General features: G+C 71.3%; 10 protein-coding genes. 4 read left to right on the forward strand and 6 right to left on the reverse strand.

Features of this window, described 5'->3' with window-relative positions:
* Positions 1-3: 3 nt before the first annotated feature.
* On the reverse strand, positions 4-2,769 hold the full coding sequence (locus EES43_RS28160) for a helix-turn-helix transcriptional regulator (protein WP_164493296.1): 2,766 nt from the start codon (positions 2,767-2,769) through the stop codon (positions 4-6).
* Positions 2,770-3,642: 873 nt separating this feature from the next.
* On the opposite strand from EES43_RS28160, the gene EES43_RS28165 reads away from it, so the two are divergent.
* The 3 genes from EES43_RS28165 to EES43_RS28175 all read left to right on the forward strand — a co-directional run bounded on the left by EES43_RS28165 (position 3,643) and on the right by EES43_RS28175 (position 7,652).
* Positions 3,643-4,455 carry a DeoR/GlpR family DNA-binding transcription regulator gene (locus EES43_RS28165; RefSeq protein WP_124271373.1) on the forward strand — a complete coding sequence of 271 codons (813 nt, stop codon included), beginning with the start codon at positions 3,643-3,645 and terminating at the stop codon, positions 4,453-4,455.
* Between the two features lie 1,229 nt (positions 4,456-5,684).
* Positions 5,685-6,569 (forward strand): spherulation-specific family 4 protein, encoded by an 885-nt coding sequence (locus EES43_RS28170; protein WP_164493297.1) that lies wholly within the window; start codon positions 5,685-5,687, stop codon positions 6,567-6,569.
* 240 nt (positions 6,570-6,809) lie between these two features.
* Entirely contained in the window at positions 6,810-7,652 is an 843-nt protein-coding gene (locus EES43_RS28175; RefSeq protein WP_124271375.1) for an endo alpha-1,4 polygalactosaminidase, read from the forward strand.
* A gap of 93 nt (positions 7,653-7,745) precedes the next feature.
* Here the strand turns inward: EES43_RS28175 and EES43_RS28180 are convergent, their stop codons facing one another.
* Positions 7,746-8,699 carry an XRE family transcriptional regulator gene (locus tag EES43_RS28180; protein WP_124271376.1) on the reverse strand — a complete coding sequence of 318 codons (954 nt, stop codon included), beginning with the start codon at positions 8,697-8,699 and terminating at the stop codon, positions 7,746-7,748.
* A 135-nt stretch (positions 8,700-8,834) separates the two neighbouring features.
* Entirely contained in the window at positions 8,835-10,022 is a 1,188-nt protein-coding gene (locus tag EES43_RS28185) for a S1 family peptidase (protein ID WP_124271377.1), read from the reverse strand.
* Between the two features lie 381 nt (positions 10,023-10,403).
* On the opposite strand from EES43_RS28185, the gene EES43_RS28190 reads away from it, so the two are divergent.
* Positions 10,404-11,054, forward strand: coding sequence for a TetR/AcrR family transcriptional regulator (locus EES43_RS28190; protein ID WP_124271378.1), 651 nt, complete (start codon positions 10,404-10,406; stop codon positions 11,052-11,054).
* A 99-nt stretch (positions 11,055-11,153) separates the two neighbouring features.
* Here EES43_RS28190 and EES43_RS28195 read toward each other — a convergent pair whose 3' ends face one another.
* The 3 genes from EES43_RS28195 to EES43_RS28205 form a co-directional block, all read right to left on the reverse strand.
* Complete coding sequence (locus EES43_RS28195) at positions 11,154-12,074, reverse strand: carbohydrate ABC transporter permease (RefSeq protein ID WP_124271379.1); 921 nt, start codon at positions 12,072-12,074, stop codon at positions 11,154-11,156.
* A complete protein-coding gene (locus EES43_RS28200; RefSeq protein ID WP_241192732.1) occupies positions 12,071-13,345 on the reverse strand; it encodes an ABC transporter permease subunit in 1,275 nt (424 codons plus the stop codon). The genes EES43_RS28195 and EES43_RS28200 overlap by 4 nt, the downstream gene beginning before the upstream one ends.
* Before the next feature lie 107 nt (positions 13,346-13,452).
* Positions 13,453-14,784: an ABC transporter substrate-binding protein gene (locus EES43_RS28205; RefSeq protein ID WP_241192558.1), complete on the reverse strand. Its 1,332-nt coding sequence runs from the start codon at positions 14,782-14,784 to the stop codon at positions 13,453-13,455.
* Between the last annotated feature and the right edge of the window lie 56 nt (positions 14,785-14,840).

A 14,840-nucleotide genomic window follows, 5' to 3' on the forward strand; every position in this document is an offset into this window, starting at 1 on the left:
GCCTCAGGCCAGCCGTTCCTGCACGAGGTCGCGGAGCTCGCGCCGGTCGCGCAGGCCGTGCTTGGTGTAGATGTTGCCCAGGTGGTATTCGACGGTCTTCGCGCTCAGACAGAGTTCGGCCGCTATCTCACGGTTCGTCCAGCCCCGGGCCACCAGGTCGGCGACGTCCTTCTCACGGTCCGACAGGTCCCCCCAGACATCACGTGCCGTCGTGGTCGTCCCCGGTCCGTCCCCGGCGCGCGAGCGGGCCTGCTCCGCGAGGACGTCCGCGCCCATGACCCGGAAGCTAGACTCCGCCTCGCGCAGGGCCGCCGCTCCGGAGTCCGTCTCGCCCCGCTCCAGCAGCAGTTCGCCCAGGTCGCACCGTACGAGCGTCCTGATCAGCACCGGATCGCCGCAACCGTGCGGCACGGCCAGGGCGTTCCGGTAGGCCAGGGCCGCACCGTCGAAGTCGCCCCGGGCCCGTGCCACGGCCCCCCGGACCCAGTCGCACGCGATCGGGTGCAGCGCGCCCCGGCCGTCGGCGGCCTCCAACCGCCGGAGCACCTGTGCGGCCCGCTCGACCTCGCCGCTGCGCGCGCGGGCGACGCCCAGGATCGGCAGATGCGGCAGTGCGTAGAGCCGGGCGCGGCCGGCGTGGGCGGGATCCCGGTAGGCGCGGTCGAGGTGGGAAGCCGCCCGTTCGTAGTTCCGCGCCCCGAACTCCACGATCGCCCGGGTGGCGGAGAGGTGGAACCCGGGCCCCGGGAAATCCAGCGAGAGCTCCAGCTCCGCGGCCTCGAGGAGGTCGGCGGAGGCCTCCTGCGGCTGCCCGGCGAAGGCGTGCAGGACCGAACTCAGGCCGTGCACGGCGAAGAAGTCCATCGGCCGGCCGGCCGTCCGCGCCACGTCGCGCGCCACGGACAGCGTCCGCCCCGCCGCCCGCCAGTCGCCCAGGAAGAAGTGGCACCACACGCTGTACAGCAGGGGGCCGGTCATGGAGATCCGCGACATGCCCCAGTTCCGCCGGCGCGCGGCCACCGAGAGGTCGCCGAGAGCGCCGGACAGGTCGCCGGAGAGCATCCGGAACATGCCGCGGTAGGTGAGGGAGTCGGTCTCCGCGGAGGGGACGTCGGCGGGATCGTCGGGCAGGTGCCCCAGACGGAGCAGTCCCCGCGCCGGGCTGCTGACGAGCGCCTGCCCGTAGGCCGCGTTGGCGTGGGCCATGCCCCGGACGACATCGTCCGGGCTGTGCCTGAGCGCGAACACCGAGGACGCCATGGCTTCCTCACCGCGCCCCAACGAGCAGGCCGTCATGCCGGATTCGGCCGCCGCGACCGCCGCGCTCCCGCGGTCGCCGAGTGCTTCGTAGGCCGTCCATGCCTCCCGCAACTGCCGGTGCGCGGAGGTGTCCTGGCCCGCGGCGAAGTCCAGGAGGCCGAGAACCTCGCTGCGGCGAGCACCCGTCGGCGTGTGCAGCACGCGTTCCCGGTGGTGGAGGGCGGACTGGTACTGCCCCGTCACGACCAGCAACCGTACGGCGCTCAGCAGCGCCTCCTGCCGCCCGCTCGAACTCGGATCGACCTGGGAGGACGCCAGGCTGCACCGGGCGGCCAGCGCCAACTGCCCCGCCTCCGCCTCCTGCCGGGCGGCGGTCCGCAGCGTCGCCGCGAGGCCCGGGTCGAATCGCTCGGCGGCGGCCACCTGGTGCCACCACCGCTCCGGTGGTTCGACCATGTCGGCCACCCGGCGGTGCAGCCGGGACCTCTCGGGCTGGGACAGCGCCGAGTACAGCGCCTGCCGTTGGCCCGTGTGCAGCAGGCCCAGCAGTGGCACACCGCTCTCCTGCGACCAGACCACCATGTGCCGGTCCGCCAGCGGCTGCGCGTCCGCGAGCACGGTGTCCGACTCCAGGAGGCGGCTGAGCAGCGGAACCGGGGCCGGGGTGTCCAGCACCGCGAGCAGGTCGAGAATCCGGCGGCCGGCCGGGTCGGACGTGCGGGCCCACTCGGCCACCACCTCGGCCAGGGACGAGGGCATACGGATCGCGAGGCGGTCGGCCGGCACGCCGGGCAGTGCGCCCAGCACGGCCTCCAGATAGAGCGGGTTGCCATGGCTCCACTCCACCAGGGTCATCACCCATGGTTCGGAGGGAGTCCGGCCGAGCCGCTCACGCACGTACGAACGGGCCTCGGGCACGGTCAGGCCGCCCAGTTCGATGCGCTCAAGCCGCCGCTCCATCGTTTTGATGCCCATGTCGGCGACGGTGCGCGCGGGCCGGTCCGTGCCGATGACGACGAGCACACGGTCGCCGCGGAGCCGCAGCAGCGCGAAGCCGCACGCCTGAAGGGTGTTGAAGTCGACGTCCTGGGCGTCGTCCAGGCGGAGCAGGACGGGGCGGGCGGAGTCGAGCGCGCCGAGGAGCTCGGCGCCGACGTCGAGCACGGACGGATCGGCGGTGTCGCCTCCCTCGTGCGCCGCGCCGGCGCGCGTCCGGCCGCCGCCCGTCCCGGCGGCGCCGAGGCCGCCTGGGCGCACCGGGGCCAGCAGCCGGTCGGCGGCGGCGAAGGGGCTGTTCTTCTCGTGCGCCGAGCCTTCCAGGGAGAGCACGCTGAAGTGCTCGTGGACCGAGGCGACGAACGTGTCGACCAGGGCGGACTTGCCGATGCCCATGGGGCCGGAGACCAGGACGACGGTCGGAGTGCCCGCCGTCGCTGTGGCCGCCGCGCTGCGGAGCCGTTCCAGCTCTCTGAAGCGGCCGACGAACGGCCGGGACGGATCGTCGTCCATTTCACCGCCTCGGCGCTCGAAGGATGGCGTCACGCTCCGTGACAAGCGGTCCGTCATGGGCCGGTTTGCGAAGTCCAGGATATATCCATCCGAACGGTGGGCAGAGAGCGCCCGGAACCGTCCGTCACGGCCTCGGCAAGCGGCCTGACGTCGGCGGACCCCGTCCGGGGCGCCGCGTCGCTGCTCCCTCACCACGGTCCCTGACAGCCCGGCGACTCGTCCTAGGGATTTTCCCTGGTACGCACGGAGCGTGTACGAGAGAGAGTTGCCGTCGGCCTGCGCGTACCGCGCGGATCGCCGGGCGCGACGCCCGCCGTGGTGCGGCGCTGCCCGGCCGACGGGGCTGGGGGTATATGTCCCCGAATCGTTGAGCTGCGGATACGCGACGGCCTGAAATGCTCAGTCTGATTGATCACTTCAGCACGTAAGGGATAGCCATGCGATAGAGCGCCCTTACAGTTGCATCAAAATCGTCGCCTCCGACGGTCCGTCCGGGCAATGCGAGAGGGAATCCCGCCGAACGGACGAAGAGGCAGCTGTCGGGTGAGTGCCTGCCACCGGTGGGTGAAACAGTCTGCTGCCTCGCGCAGTGGGCGCTTGGTTGGTATGTAGCGGGCCTTTGCGGCCCGCCTGTCGTGACGCTGCGGATGGTGCCGGAGGAACAGGCGAATTCCGGGCGGCCGAAGAGCGCCCCAGAAATCCATTGCCGCTTGGCGGAACTCCGCCGGTACAGCCATACGGAAAATCCATGAAATCTGGTAACCAAGATTCGAGCCCCGCCCTTTCGGCATATTCGAGTGGCAAAAGGTGGCCCACTGTTGTTCATGGTGGATCCGGCCGGATTTCTGGCGGACTTGTTCAGCGGAGCAGCCGATGAGTGACCGGAAACGCGACGAGCGCATCTCGGTCATGCTCACGCTGCTTTCGCAGCGCGGTGAACTCCAGGTCCGCTTCCTGCCGAACATTCTCGGTGTCTCCGGTGCCACCGTCCGACGTGATCTGGCGGTGATGGAGAGCACCGGGCTCATACGCCGCTCCTACGGCAAGATCACCGCGGCCCGGCGCGGAGCCGAGCTTCCGGTGAGTCTGCGGCACTCGCAGAACACCGAGGCCAAACGCCGTATCGGGGCCCTGGCCTCCTCCCTCATCCCCTCCCGGCCGCTGGTCATGGCGTTGAGCGGCGGCAGTACGGTCGGGTTCGTCGCCAAGAGCCTGGCCGCCCGCAGCGATCTGACGGTCGTCACCAACGGGCTGGACACCGCGACATCGCTCATGGCGCGGCAACTGGTCCAGGTCGTCGTCACCGGCGGGACCGCGAGATCGCTCTCGAACGACCTGGTCGGAAAGGGCGCCGAGAAGTCGTTGCGTTCCTACCGCTTCGACTTCGCGATCGTCGGCGCGGACGGGATCAGCCCCGAAGCGGGTTTCACCCGGCACAGCACACGCGGCGCGGAGATCGACCGCATCATGCTGGAGCAGGCGGAACACCGGATAGTCGTCGCCGACAGCACGAAACTCGGCCGGGTCCGCCAGGCGAAGATCGTCGACACCGGATCGGTGCACACTCTGGTGACCGACTCGCACGCGAATGCCGCGATGGTCGCGGCCCTTCGGAAGATCGGTGTGACGACGACCATGGTGGTAGTTCCGCCCCAGTCCAGGAATGGGCACCCGCGGATTCCCTGAATCGGTCCGCATTCCCCGAGCCGACGCGGGTCGGCCGGCCGTCGCCACCCCGCGGCCCGGCCGTCCGCTCCCGCGGCGACGGTCCGCCGCGCCCCTCGCCGCCGGTATGCCGCGCCGCCCACCGCGTACCGGCGTACCGGCCGCGGTCCGCGCCCTGACGATCGCCCCGAGCACGCCCGACGGACTCCGTCGGGCGTCACTGTGTGTCGCCTTCTGTCCGGCGCGAAATCGCCTGTCCGTTTTCCGTCGGCACCGGGCATTCACTGGTTCGACCATTCGGTATTGGTGCAACCAATTTCCCTCCTGAGCTGCGAGGTTGTGCCACGCCCGTTCGGGCGCGGCACCTTGGGGCCTCCCGAGGGGAATGGTCGATGTGGTGGGGTTTGTCATATTCGTCGAACAGGTTTTCCGGCCATCGCAGCGCTCATGCGGGTTGCGCATTTGCGCGGCGCCGCCTCCGCGTTCTCCGGCGACGGTGGTGGTTCGAGGCCGGCGCCTCCTGAGGTCTGAACCAATGGCGAGGTCATGTGCGCAGGTGGGAGAAGTCCCAGGTCATGACTTCGCGCCGCTGAGGGATGGGTGGGGAGTCGGGGATGAATCCGGCATACCTCCGCCGGCTCGGCTCGATCCCCTGAACGGTCAAAGCGGCACGGATGCGGCATCCCGCTCCGGCTCGGGCCGGTGGTGCGATGACTTTCGCGGCAGGAGGTGTTGCACTGCGTCACCCGAAGCCTTGTGGGGCAGGGGGGTAACTCCTACAGTGATGCGGGAGCGCTCCCGTCCGTCGGCGATGAGGAAGTGCGAACCCCCCCGCGTGTCACCTTCCCCCACTCATGCCCTGCCGACGGAGGTCGTCAGACATGCTCATGACACACTCGAAAACACCTCTGGTCTGTACCACTGTCGGTGACCGGACCGCCCAGCGCCGTCCCCGGAACGGGACGCCGGGGAACGGCAGCCGACAGAGGGCCGAGACGAACCCCGGCAACGGTCACTCGTTCCACCTGCCCCCGCACGAGGACCGCCGCCCCACCGACCGCACGCCGCTGACCTGCGCGTCCACCGGCGGCTGACCCGGGCCGGCGTCTCGCCCGCACCCCGACCCGGCGGACGCATCCCGCGCCCGTCGTCCCCCGCACCACCCGCATACGGCCGTCGTCCCCATGTGCGCACGTGACCGCACACACGCACGCACCGGGCCCCGGTTCCCCACGAAGAGAGGGATCACCATGGCATCGCGTTCTTCCCGGCTCCTGACGTGTACGGCGCTCGCCGTCGCCGGAGTACTGTCCCTGGTCTCCGCCCCCGCCTTAGCGACCACCGCTTCTCCCGACGCCGCGCCCGCCCAGGTGCAGGCAGCCGCCCAGAAGGTCTCGGTACCCGCGTACTTCTACCCCGGCGCGACCTGGGACCGGCTCATCGCGGCCGGCACCCGCGCGGGGATAGCCATCGCCAACCCGGACAACGGCCCCGGTGGCGGTGTCGACAGCCAGTACACCAACGTCATCAGAAGGGCCACCTCGGCGGGCATCAAGGTCATCGGCTACGTGCCGACCGGGTACTTCGGCACCACGGGCATGACCACCCGGACCGGCTCCACCAACCCCAACGACTGGATGCGGCAGATCAAGGGGGACGTCGACACCTGGTACCGGCTCTACGGCTCCGCGGGCGTCGCCGGCATCTTCTTCGACGAGGGCCTGGCCCGGTGCGGCTCCGGCAACGTCGACGTCAACCGCTACATCGAGCTGAAGCGGTACGTCGAGGGCCTCCGCGGCGCCGCCGCGATCGTCGTCGACAACCCCGGTACGGGCGTCGATCAGTGCTACAGCCAGGCGGCCGACACCCTGGTCACCTTCGAGGGCAGCGGCAGCTCCTACCGCAACCACCGCCCGCAGGCGTGGGAGGCCACCGCCCCCGCCGACAAGATCTGGCACATGGTGTACGACGTGCCCGACCAGAACAGCATGCGCGAGATGATGAACTTCTCCCGCCAGCGCAACGCCGGACACATCTATGTGACCCCGGACAACCTCGCCGCCCAGAACCCGTGGGACTCGCTGCCCCCGCAGGCGTACTGGGACACCGAGTTGAGCCTGGCCGCCGGCGCCTGACCCACCGGCTCCCCGCCGGCCGGGGCCGTCCGGCGGGGAGCCGCGCTCTCCCGACCAGCCTTTCCCGAAGCCCGCCCCCCTGTCCCACCCCCGAGCCGCGCCGACGAGCCCCCCGCTCGCGGCGCCCCGGAGGGCGGGGCCGGAGCCGCTCCCCCCGCCGCGGCCGGCCCCGCCCGCCATCGACGGCGACTCCGCCACGCGGAACCGCCCCAGTTGACCGCCCTTCCCCCTGGAGTCCCCATGCGTTCCCGTCGCCGTACCAGGAACCGGTCGATCCTCGCCGGTGTCGTCGCGGCCACCACTCTCGGCGCTGTCGCCGCCACCCTCGGCCCGGCCACCGCCGGGGCCGCCCCCGCCGTGTCGCTGCCGCCGGTCAACGCGCCCTTCGACTACCAGATCGGCGGGGCGTACACACCGCCCGCCGGAGTGAAGGTGGTCAGCCGCGACGTCAAGGCGTCACCGGCGGCCGGTCTGTACAACATCTGCTACGTCAACGCCTTCCAGACGCAGCAGGAGGGAGACGTCGGCGGCCCGCAGGACTGGGACAGCGACCTGCTGCTCTCCGACAGCGGCGGCCCGATCGTCGACCCGGACTGGGACGAGGTGATCCTCGACATCACCACCGACGCCAAGCGGCAGCGGATCGCCGCCAAGATCAACGGCCTCATCGACCAGTGCGCCTCCAAGGGCTTCAACGCCGTGGAGCTCGACAACTACGACACCTACACGCGCGACGTCGTCGAGGGCAGGATCACGGCCGACCACGCCCAGTCCTACATCCGCCTCCTGTCCCAGCACGGCCACGCCAAGGGCCTCGCCGTCGCCCAGAAGAACACCGTCGAACTCGCGGGCAACCACAAGGCCAACGGGCTCGACTTCGCCATCGCCGAGGAATGCGGCGACCCGCGGTGGAACGAGTGCTCCGACTACATCGCGGCCTTCGGCAACAACGCCATCTTCATCGAGTACACCAGCGCCGGCCTCAAGAACGCCTGCGCCTACGGCGACCGCGTCAGCGTCGTCCGCCGTGACGTCGACGTCTCCACGCCGGGCAGCGGGGGGTACGTGCGCCAGACCTGCTGACTGACCCGCGGCAGCCGCGGGGGAACAGCGACAGGGCGGGCCGCGAGGCGCGTGCACCGGAGACGGTCACGCCCCGCCGCCCGCCCCTCCCCGTCAGTGGGGCCGCTGCCAGGAGATGCCGTGGACGCCCGCGGGACACCGGCTCGGCGCGGAGTGGACGCTGTGCGACGCGTCGGGGGCCATCCGGTGCCGGTACGCGGGCTCCGCGTCGTAAGTCTCCCGGTAGTAGCGGTGGCAGACCTCCGGCAGCGCCGCCGGATGGAAGTAGACGTGCAGCAGATAGTCCCGCAGCCGGGTCCGGGTGCGCCGCTCGTAGTGGTCGTCCACCCCGCTGCCCGGCTCCACGTGCACGGTGTACGCGACGACGACGGTCTCGTTCTTCTCCAGCCGCCTGCCGAACCGTACGTCGATGACGACCGTGCCCAGGTCCGGAAGGAAGCGGACATCGCCCGCCACACCGCAGCGCACCTCCGCCCGGACCGCCCGCGCTCCGCCGTCGAAGGTGTGGACGGTGGTGAAGTGGTCGGCGCCCTCGCGCGTCGCACGCATCACCTGCTGGATGGAGAGCGAGGTGAGCCGGAACCGCTCGTCGATCGTGACCGTCTCGTGGATGCTCAGCGTGCTGACGTTCTCGTTGAGCACCGCGAAGTCCGCGCCCAGCGCCTGTTCCGCCAGGGAGTTCTCGCCGAAGACGCGGCGGGAGGCCGCCAGGTCGTGCGCCGGCGCCGCCATCCGGCCGCGCGGCCGGTAGGTGCGGATCGAGGACCGCAGCGTCCTCGGCGGCAGCGACAGGATCGACTCCAGCGCCTCGACGGCCCGCAGGGAGTCGGCGCGCTCCGGTTCGCTGCGGCCCCGCTGCCAGTAGCTGAGCGTCGTCAGGCTGATGCGGATGCCCTGGGCGGCGAGCCGGTGGCGCACCCGCTCCAGGGAGAGCCCGCTGCTCCTGAGCGCTCCGTGCAGGACCTCCGCGAACGACGGCGGCCCGTCGGGACCGGGCGTCAGGGCGTGGGGGGCCTGGGCGGGCGGGGTCTGTGCGTGGGAGGTCAAAAGCGGGCTTTCCGGTGACGTCCTCCGGATGGATGGACGGTCGTACGCGGGACCGGGACGACGGACGGGCCGCCCACCGTATCCGATGGGCGGCCCTCGCCGGTCCGTGCCGGCCGAACCGGTCAGCCGGGTTGATCAGTTGACGTCGAGCGTCAGACCGTAGTGGGCCAGGGCGTCGTCCAGGGGCTGGAAGTAGGACGAGCCGGGGGAGTCCACGGTGCCGTCGCACTGCTGGGCGCTGGGACCGCCCGACGTCATGCCCTGCGCCTGGTTGCCGGAGATGTACGCCCCGCCGCTGTCGCCGCCCTCGGTGCACACCGAGGAGCTGCCCAGGCCGGTGACGACGGTGTCGGGACCGCCGTTCGGGTCCGTGTAGGTGACGGAGACGTCGTACGACTCGACCTTGCCGCAGGTCCAGAAGGTGGTGCGGCCCGACTTGCACAGGTCGGCGCCGACGGGGGCGCGCTCGGAGCCCTCCACCGCGACGGTGCCCGCCCGGTCCCACGTGCTGACCTGGGTGGAGATGGCGCTGCCCTCGTCGACGGCCGCGATGCCCATGTCGACGCTGTCCTTGCCCAGGGCGAACCGGCTGTCCGTCCCCTCGGCGAAGCGCGCGCCGTCGTGCGACAGGACGGGCAGGTTCTCTATGCAGTGGCCGGCGGTGACGAGGAACTGCTTGCCGGAGGCGTCCCGGGCCCCGTAGCCGACGGAGCAGTTGTAGCCGTCGAACGTCATCTGGTCGCCGGGGTCGACGGTGGCCTGCGGGCTGAGCCGCTCCGCGGACTTCACGACGCGGACCGCGTCGCCGTGGCTCCGGGCCGCCTTGAGGAAGGCGGCTGCCGCGGCGCCGCGGTCGCTGCTCACCTCGACGACGACGGAGTCGGACGCGAGGTCCACCGACCAGGCGCTCACGCCGCTGGGGGACTTGGCCAGGGCCAGCCGGTCCAGCTCGGCCTTGACCGCCTGGAGGGCGTCCTCGCCGTGCTCGGCGACGCGCGCCTTCAGGCCCGCGCCCTCGATGCGCCGCTCGGCGGCGGCGCCCTCGGCGTTGACGACCAGGTCGCCCCGGCCGTCGAAGTAGGCGCCGTCCATGGCGACGCCCTGCTTGCCGAGCGAGGCCACTCTGTCCTGCTGGGCGGCCTGGCGGTCGAGCCGCTGCACTGCGGCGCTCTCGCTGACGCCGAGCGATGAGGCGAGCGCCTGGACCATGGCGCTGTCGTAGCGCGGTCCGGTGTTCTCCACGGCCTGGGCGCCGGTGACGGCGGTGAGGGAGAGCAGGGCGCCGGCAGCGGTCGCCGCGAAGATCTTTCGGGAAACTCCCACGGATGTTCCTTCCGGTCTCGGAGCGCACGACCGTGATGGGGGGATCGCGCCGGTGTGTGGGGGCCGGGGCGAGGGGTGACCGTGCGTCCGGTGGTCGGCGAGCTGATCGCTGATCACGTCCGGAACTCTGTCTCATGATCACTGGCTCGATCAAGAGGGTGATGTCTGTCTGAATTTCACAGAGTTGGAGCTCTCTGTTGAAGATCACTGCGTGCTCCGCGAACGACACGGGACGTTTCCCCGCAGGTCCGGCGCCGAAGGTGTACGTGCGGCTGGTGCGGAGGGCCGCGTGACGGGCCCGTAGCACCCGTACCGGGCGGCGCCTCCGGCGCGTCCAGGAGTATCGGAGCGGCGCACTCCGGCAGGCAATAGTCTGGACTCATGACGACGCCATCAGCCGAGGGGCTTCGGGCCGGAGGCCGCTTCGGCCGCCAGGCGGAGGCCGAACGCAACGACATGCTCGTGCTGGCAGCGGCACGGGCCGTCTTCGCCGAACAGGGCGCCCACGCGCCGGTCTCGGCGATCGCCGAACGGGCGGGGGTGGGCATCGGCACGCTCTACCGCCGCTACGGGAGCAAGGTCCAGCTGCTGCACCGGCTGTGCGTGGTCGGCATGGAGGAGACCACCGCCGGGCTGAGGCAGGCGCTGGAGGCCGGGGGCAGCGGCTGGGAAGCCCTGTCCGGGTACATGAAGCACTCGGTCGACGTGCGGGCGGGCGCGTTCGCCTCCCTCGCGGGCACGTTTGCCGTGCCGGACGAGGTGTCCGCGGCGAACGAGCGGGCCAAGGCGCTGCTGGAGGAGCTGCTGGCACGCGGGATCGCCGACGGGACCGTGCGCGCGGACGTCACGACCCTGGACGTCACCCATGTCATCGAGCTGTTCAGCCGCTACCCCCGGCGCACCGAGGAGGACGACCGCGCCCGCATGCGGATGCTGGCGCTGACGCTCGACGGACTCCGCGCCGGCCACGTCGGACTGCCCGGTCTGCCCCCGCGGTGGAGCGACTACCACCGGACCTGGGACACCAGGTAGAGGCGGGGGGAGCGGGCCGCCGGCCGGCTCGTCCGCGCGCTCTGCGGCGTTCGCGCGGTGAGCCGGCCGGGCGGCGGAACGGCCGGGTCGCGGCCCCCGTCATTTGACGGAGCCGGCCATCACTCCCTGCACGAAGTGCCGCTGGAAGGCGAAGAAGACGGCGACCGGGACGATCAGCGACAGGAAGGCGCCGGGTGCCAGCACGTCGATGTTGCTGCCGAACTGCCGTACCTGCGACTGGAGTTCGACCGTCAACGGCTGAGACGAGGTGTCCGCGAACAGCAGGGCCACCAGCATGTCGTTCCACACCCACAGGAACTGGAAGATCGCCAGACTCGCGATGGCCGGGCGGCCGATCGGCACCACGAGCCGGGTGAAGATCCGCCACTCGGTTCCGCCGTCCATCCGCGCCGCCTCCAGCATCTCGCGGGGCAGGTCGGCGAAGAAGTTGCGCAGCAGGAAGATCGCGAACGGCAGGCCGTAGGCGACGTGGAAGAGCACCACCCCCGGGATCGTCCCGAACAGCCCCAGCTGGCCGAAGAGTTTGGCGACCGGCAGCAGGCCGATCTGGACCGGCACCACGAGCAGTGCCACGACCAGCAGGAAGATCCAGTCCCGGCCGGGGAAGTCGAGCCACGCGAAGGCGTACCCGGCCAGCGCGGCGATCACGACGACCAGGACGGTGGTGGGCACCGAGATCATCACGGTGTTCCAGAACGCCCGTGTGATACCCGTATTGGCCAGGAGCGCGGTGTAGTTGTCGAAGGACAGCCGGCCCGGACTCGCCAGGGAGGTCCACCATCCGCCGGCCGCGTTGTCCCGTGCCGACCGCAGCGAGGACAGGAACAGGCCCGCGAGCGGGGTGATCCAGACCAGGCCGACGACGATCAGGAACCCCTGGACCAGGCTGTTGCCGAGCCAGCCGGAGAGCCGGCTCGCCGCGGTGCGGCGGGGGCGTGCGGGCGACGCGGTCGCAGGCGTCGCCTCGGGCTCCGGCCGGGCCGGTGCGATGACGCTCATGACTGACTCCTGCGGAAGCGGCGGACGTTGAAGACCATGGCGGGCACGACGAGCAGCAGGAGCAGCACCCCGAGCGCGCTGCCGAGCCCCTGGTCGTTGCCTCCGCCGAAGGAGACGAGCCACATCTGGGTGGCCAGTACGGTGGCGTCCTCCTGCACCGGACCGGGCGCGATGATGTAGACGAGGTCGAAGACCTTCAGCACGTTGATCACCAGCGTCACGAAGACCACCGTGAGGGTGGGGGCCAGCAGCGGAACGGTGATCCGGCGGAACACCTGCCACTCGCCGGCGCCGTCCATCCGGGCCGCCTCCAGCGTCTCGCGCGGCAGCGAGGAGAGGCCCGCGCCGATGAGGACCATGGCGAAGCCCGTCCAGATCCAGAGGTAGGCGCCGATGATCGCCGGGGTGACCAGCGCCGGGCCGAGCCAGGAGACGCCCTCGTAGGGCGGGGCGAAGTTCGCGGCGGGGAGCCGCAGCGTGTACGAGCCGGGGCCGAGGTCCGCGAAGCGGAAGGAACCGTCGTCCGCCGTCGTGGCCCGGCCGACCGTCTCGCCGTCCCGCAGGGCTTCGACGGACAGGCCCGGCAGTCCCTTCTCGGCCTTGTCGACCTCGCCCCGCACACCGCCGCCGCCCGGGGTGAAGTCGAGGTACACCACACCGCGGACCTCCGTGCCGGCGGCCTGCCGGGAGGCGGCCGGAAGCGCCGGCCCGGCCTCCGGGGGCAGGTCCTTGGGCGCCACGCCGACGAGGCCCAGCAGCGCCGTCCCGCCCGGGGACACCGCGTCCGAGGTGGTGTACGAACCGTCGCCGCGCTTCGTCAGCCCCTGGCCGTCGCGGGCGCGGGCGGACGGATAGGAGGCCGCGTCCTTGAACGTGTCGTGGACGCCGACGACGGCGGCGTTGAGGACGCCCTTGTCGGGGTTCTCGTCGTAGGCGAGGCGGAAGATGATGCCGGCGGCCAGGAACGAGACCGCCATCGGCAGGAACAGCAGCAGCTTGAACGCGGTGGCCCAGCGGACCTTCTCCACCAGGACGGCGAGGATCAGACCGAGCCCGGTGAGCAGTGTGGGAGCGACGACGATCCAGATGGCGCTGTTGCGGATGGCCTGGAGCGTCGCCGGGTCGCGGAACACCTCGGCGTAGTTCCCGCCGCCGACGAACCGGGTCCCGCCCGCGTCGAAGAAGCTGCGGCCGATGGAGAACAGCACCGGGTAGACGACGAGTGCGCCCAGGAGCAGGAGAGCCGGCAGGACGAACGCGACGGAGATGATCCGTTTGCGCCGGCGGGCGCGCTGCTGGGCGAGTCTGCCGGGGTCAGCGGGAGGCGCGGGATCCGGGGACCGCTTGCCGGTGTCCCGGGCGGGCGCGGTCGCGGCGGTCACGAGGTGGCCCGGTAGGCCTTGGCGGCGGCGGCTTCGAGGCGGGCCGCGGTGGCGGCGGGGTCGGAGGGGTCGCGCAGGAAGTCCTGGAGCAGCTTCCACTCGCCCGTGCCCTTGGTCCCGCCGAACGCGGCGGGCGCCTGGTCGGACATGTCGAACCGGACCGAGTCCCCGGCCTTCACCAGCGACTCGGCCGTGCGCCGCGTCGTGTCGTCGCCGTAACGGGCCAGGTCGAGGTTCTTGTTGGGCGATACGAACCCGCCCGCCTCGGCCCAGACGGCCGCCGCCTCCGGGCCGGCCAGGTACTCAGCGAACGCCATGGCGGCCTTCTGGTTCTTGCCGTCCTTGAGCACCACGGCGGCGTCGCCGCCGCTGACCACGGGCGCCTCTCCGCCGTCCACGGACGGGAACGGGAAGAAGGCGGCGTCCTCACCGATCCGCTTGCCGAACTGGTCCTTGGCGACCCCGGCGACGAAGTCGCCCTCGTAGACCATGCCGGCCTCGGGTTCGGGGCCGAAGACCTTCTCGACGGATCCGGGGAAGTCGGTGCTGAGCGCACCCTTCTGGCCGCCCGCTATCAGCTCCTTGTCGGCGAAGAGTTCACCGAGGGTGGAGAGCGCCTTGACCACGGTCGGGTCGGTCCACTTGAGGGTGTGGGCCGCCAGCCGGTCGTACTTCTCCGGGCCCGCCTGCGAGAGGTAGACGTTCTCGAACCAGTCCGTGAGGGTCCAGCCGTCCTCGCCGGCCACGGCGAAGGCGGAGAGCCCGGAGTCGGACACCGCCTGGGCCGAGGTGAGCATCTGCGCGTAGGTCTTCGGCGGCTCGACGCCCGCCTGGTCGAGGGCGTCGGGGCTGTACCAGACGGTCGACTTGTGGGCGGCCTTGAAGTACACGCCGTACAGCGAGCCGTCGACACTGCCGTACTTCTTCCAGACGCTCGCGTAGTTGGTGTCGACCGCCGCGGTGGCCGCGGGGGACAGCGGCTTGAGCCAGCCCTGCTTCGCGAACTGCTGGAGCACCCCGACCTGCGGCACCATCACGACGTCGGGGGCGTTGCCGCCCTCGATCCTGCTGCCGATGACGGTAGAGGTGTTGTCGCCGGTGGGCAGGAACTGGGTCTTGGCGCCGGTCTTCGCGGAGAAGGCGTCGAGCACCTTCTGGAAGTTCTTCTGTTCGGCGCCCGTCCAGACGGCCGCCACGGACAGGGTCTGCCCCGCGAGGTCCCCTCCACCGCCCCCGCCCGCAGCCGTGACGGGATCACCGCCGCAGGCGGTGGCGCCGAGTGCCAGGGTCAGTGCGGTACAGCTCAGGAGCATGGTGCGTCGTCGCATCGGTTCTGCTTCCTCGGGGGAACGGAGGGGGACAGTGGGGGAGGGGTGTGGGGGGG

Source organism: Streptomyces sp. ADI96-02, assembly GCF_003846185.1.
Taxonomy (GTDB): domain Bacteria; phylum Actinomycetota; class Actinomycetes; order Streptomycetales; family Streptomycetaceae; genus Streptomyces.

What these genes read in the sequence shown, in the direction of transcription:
- EES43_RS28160 (WP_164493296.1), bottom strand. Translation starts at nt 2,769, where the DNA reads ATGGACGACGATCCGTCCCGGCCGTTCGTCGGCCGCTTCAGAGAGCTG.
- EES43_RS28165 (WP_124271373.1), top strand. Translation starts at nt 3,643, where the DNA reads ATGAGTGACCGGAAACGCGACGAGCGCATCTCGGTCATGCTCACGCTG.
- EES43_RS28170 (WP_164493297.1), top strand. Translation starts at nt 5,685, where the DNA reads ATGGCATCGCGTTCTTCCCGGCTCCTGACGTGTACGGCGCTCGCCGTC.
- EES43_RS28175 (WP_124271375.1), top strand. Translation starts at nt 6,810, where the DNA reads ATGCGTTCCCGTCGCCGTACCAGGAACCGGTCGATCCTCGCCGGTGTC.
- EES43_RS28190 (WP_124271378.1), top strand. Translation starts at nt 10,404, where the DNA reads ATGACGACGCCATCAGCCGAGGGGCTTCGGGCCGGAGGCCGCTTCGGC.
- EES43_RS28195 (WP_124271379.1), bottom strand. Translation starts at nt 12,074, where the DNA reads ATGAGCGTCATCGCACCGGCCCGGCCGGAGCCCGAGGCGACGCCTGCG.
- EES43_RS28205 (WP_241192558.1), bottom strand. Translation starts at nt 14,784, where the DNA reads ATGCGACGACGCACCATGCTCCTGAGCTGTACCGCACTGACCCTGGCA.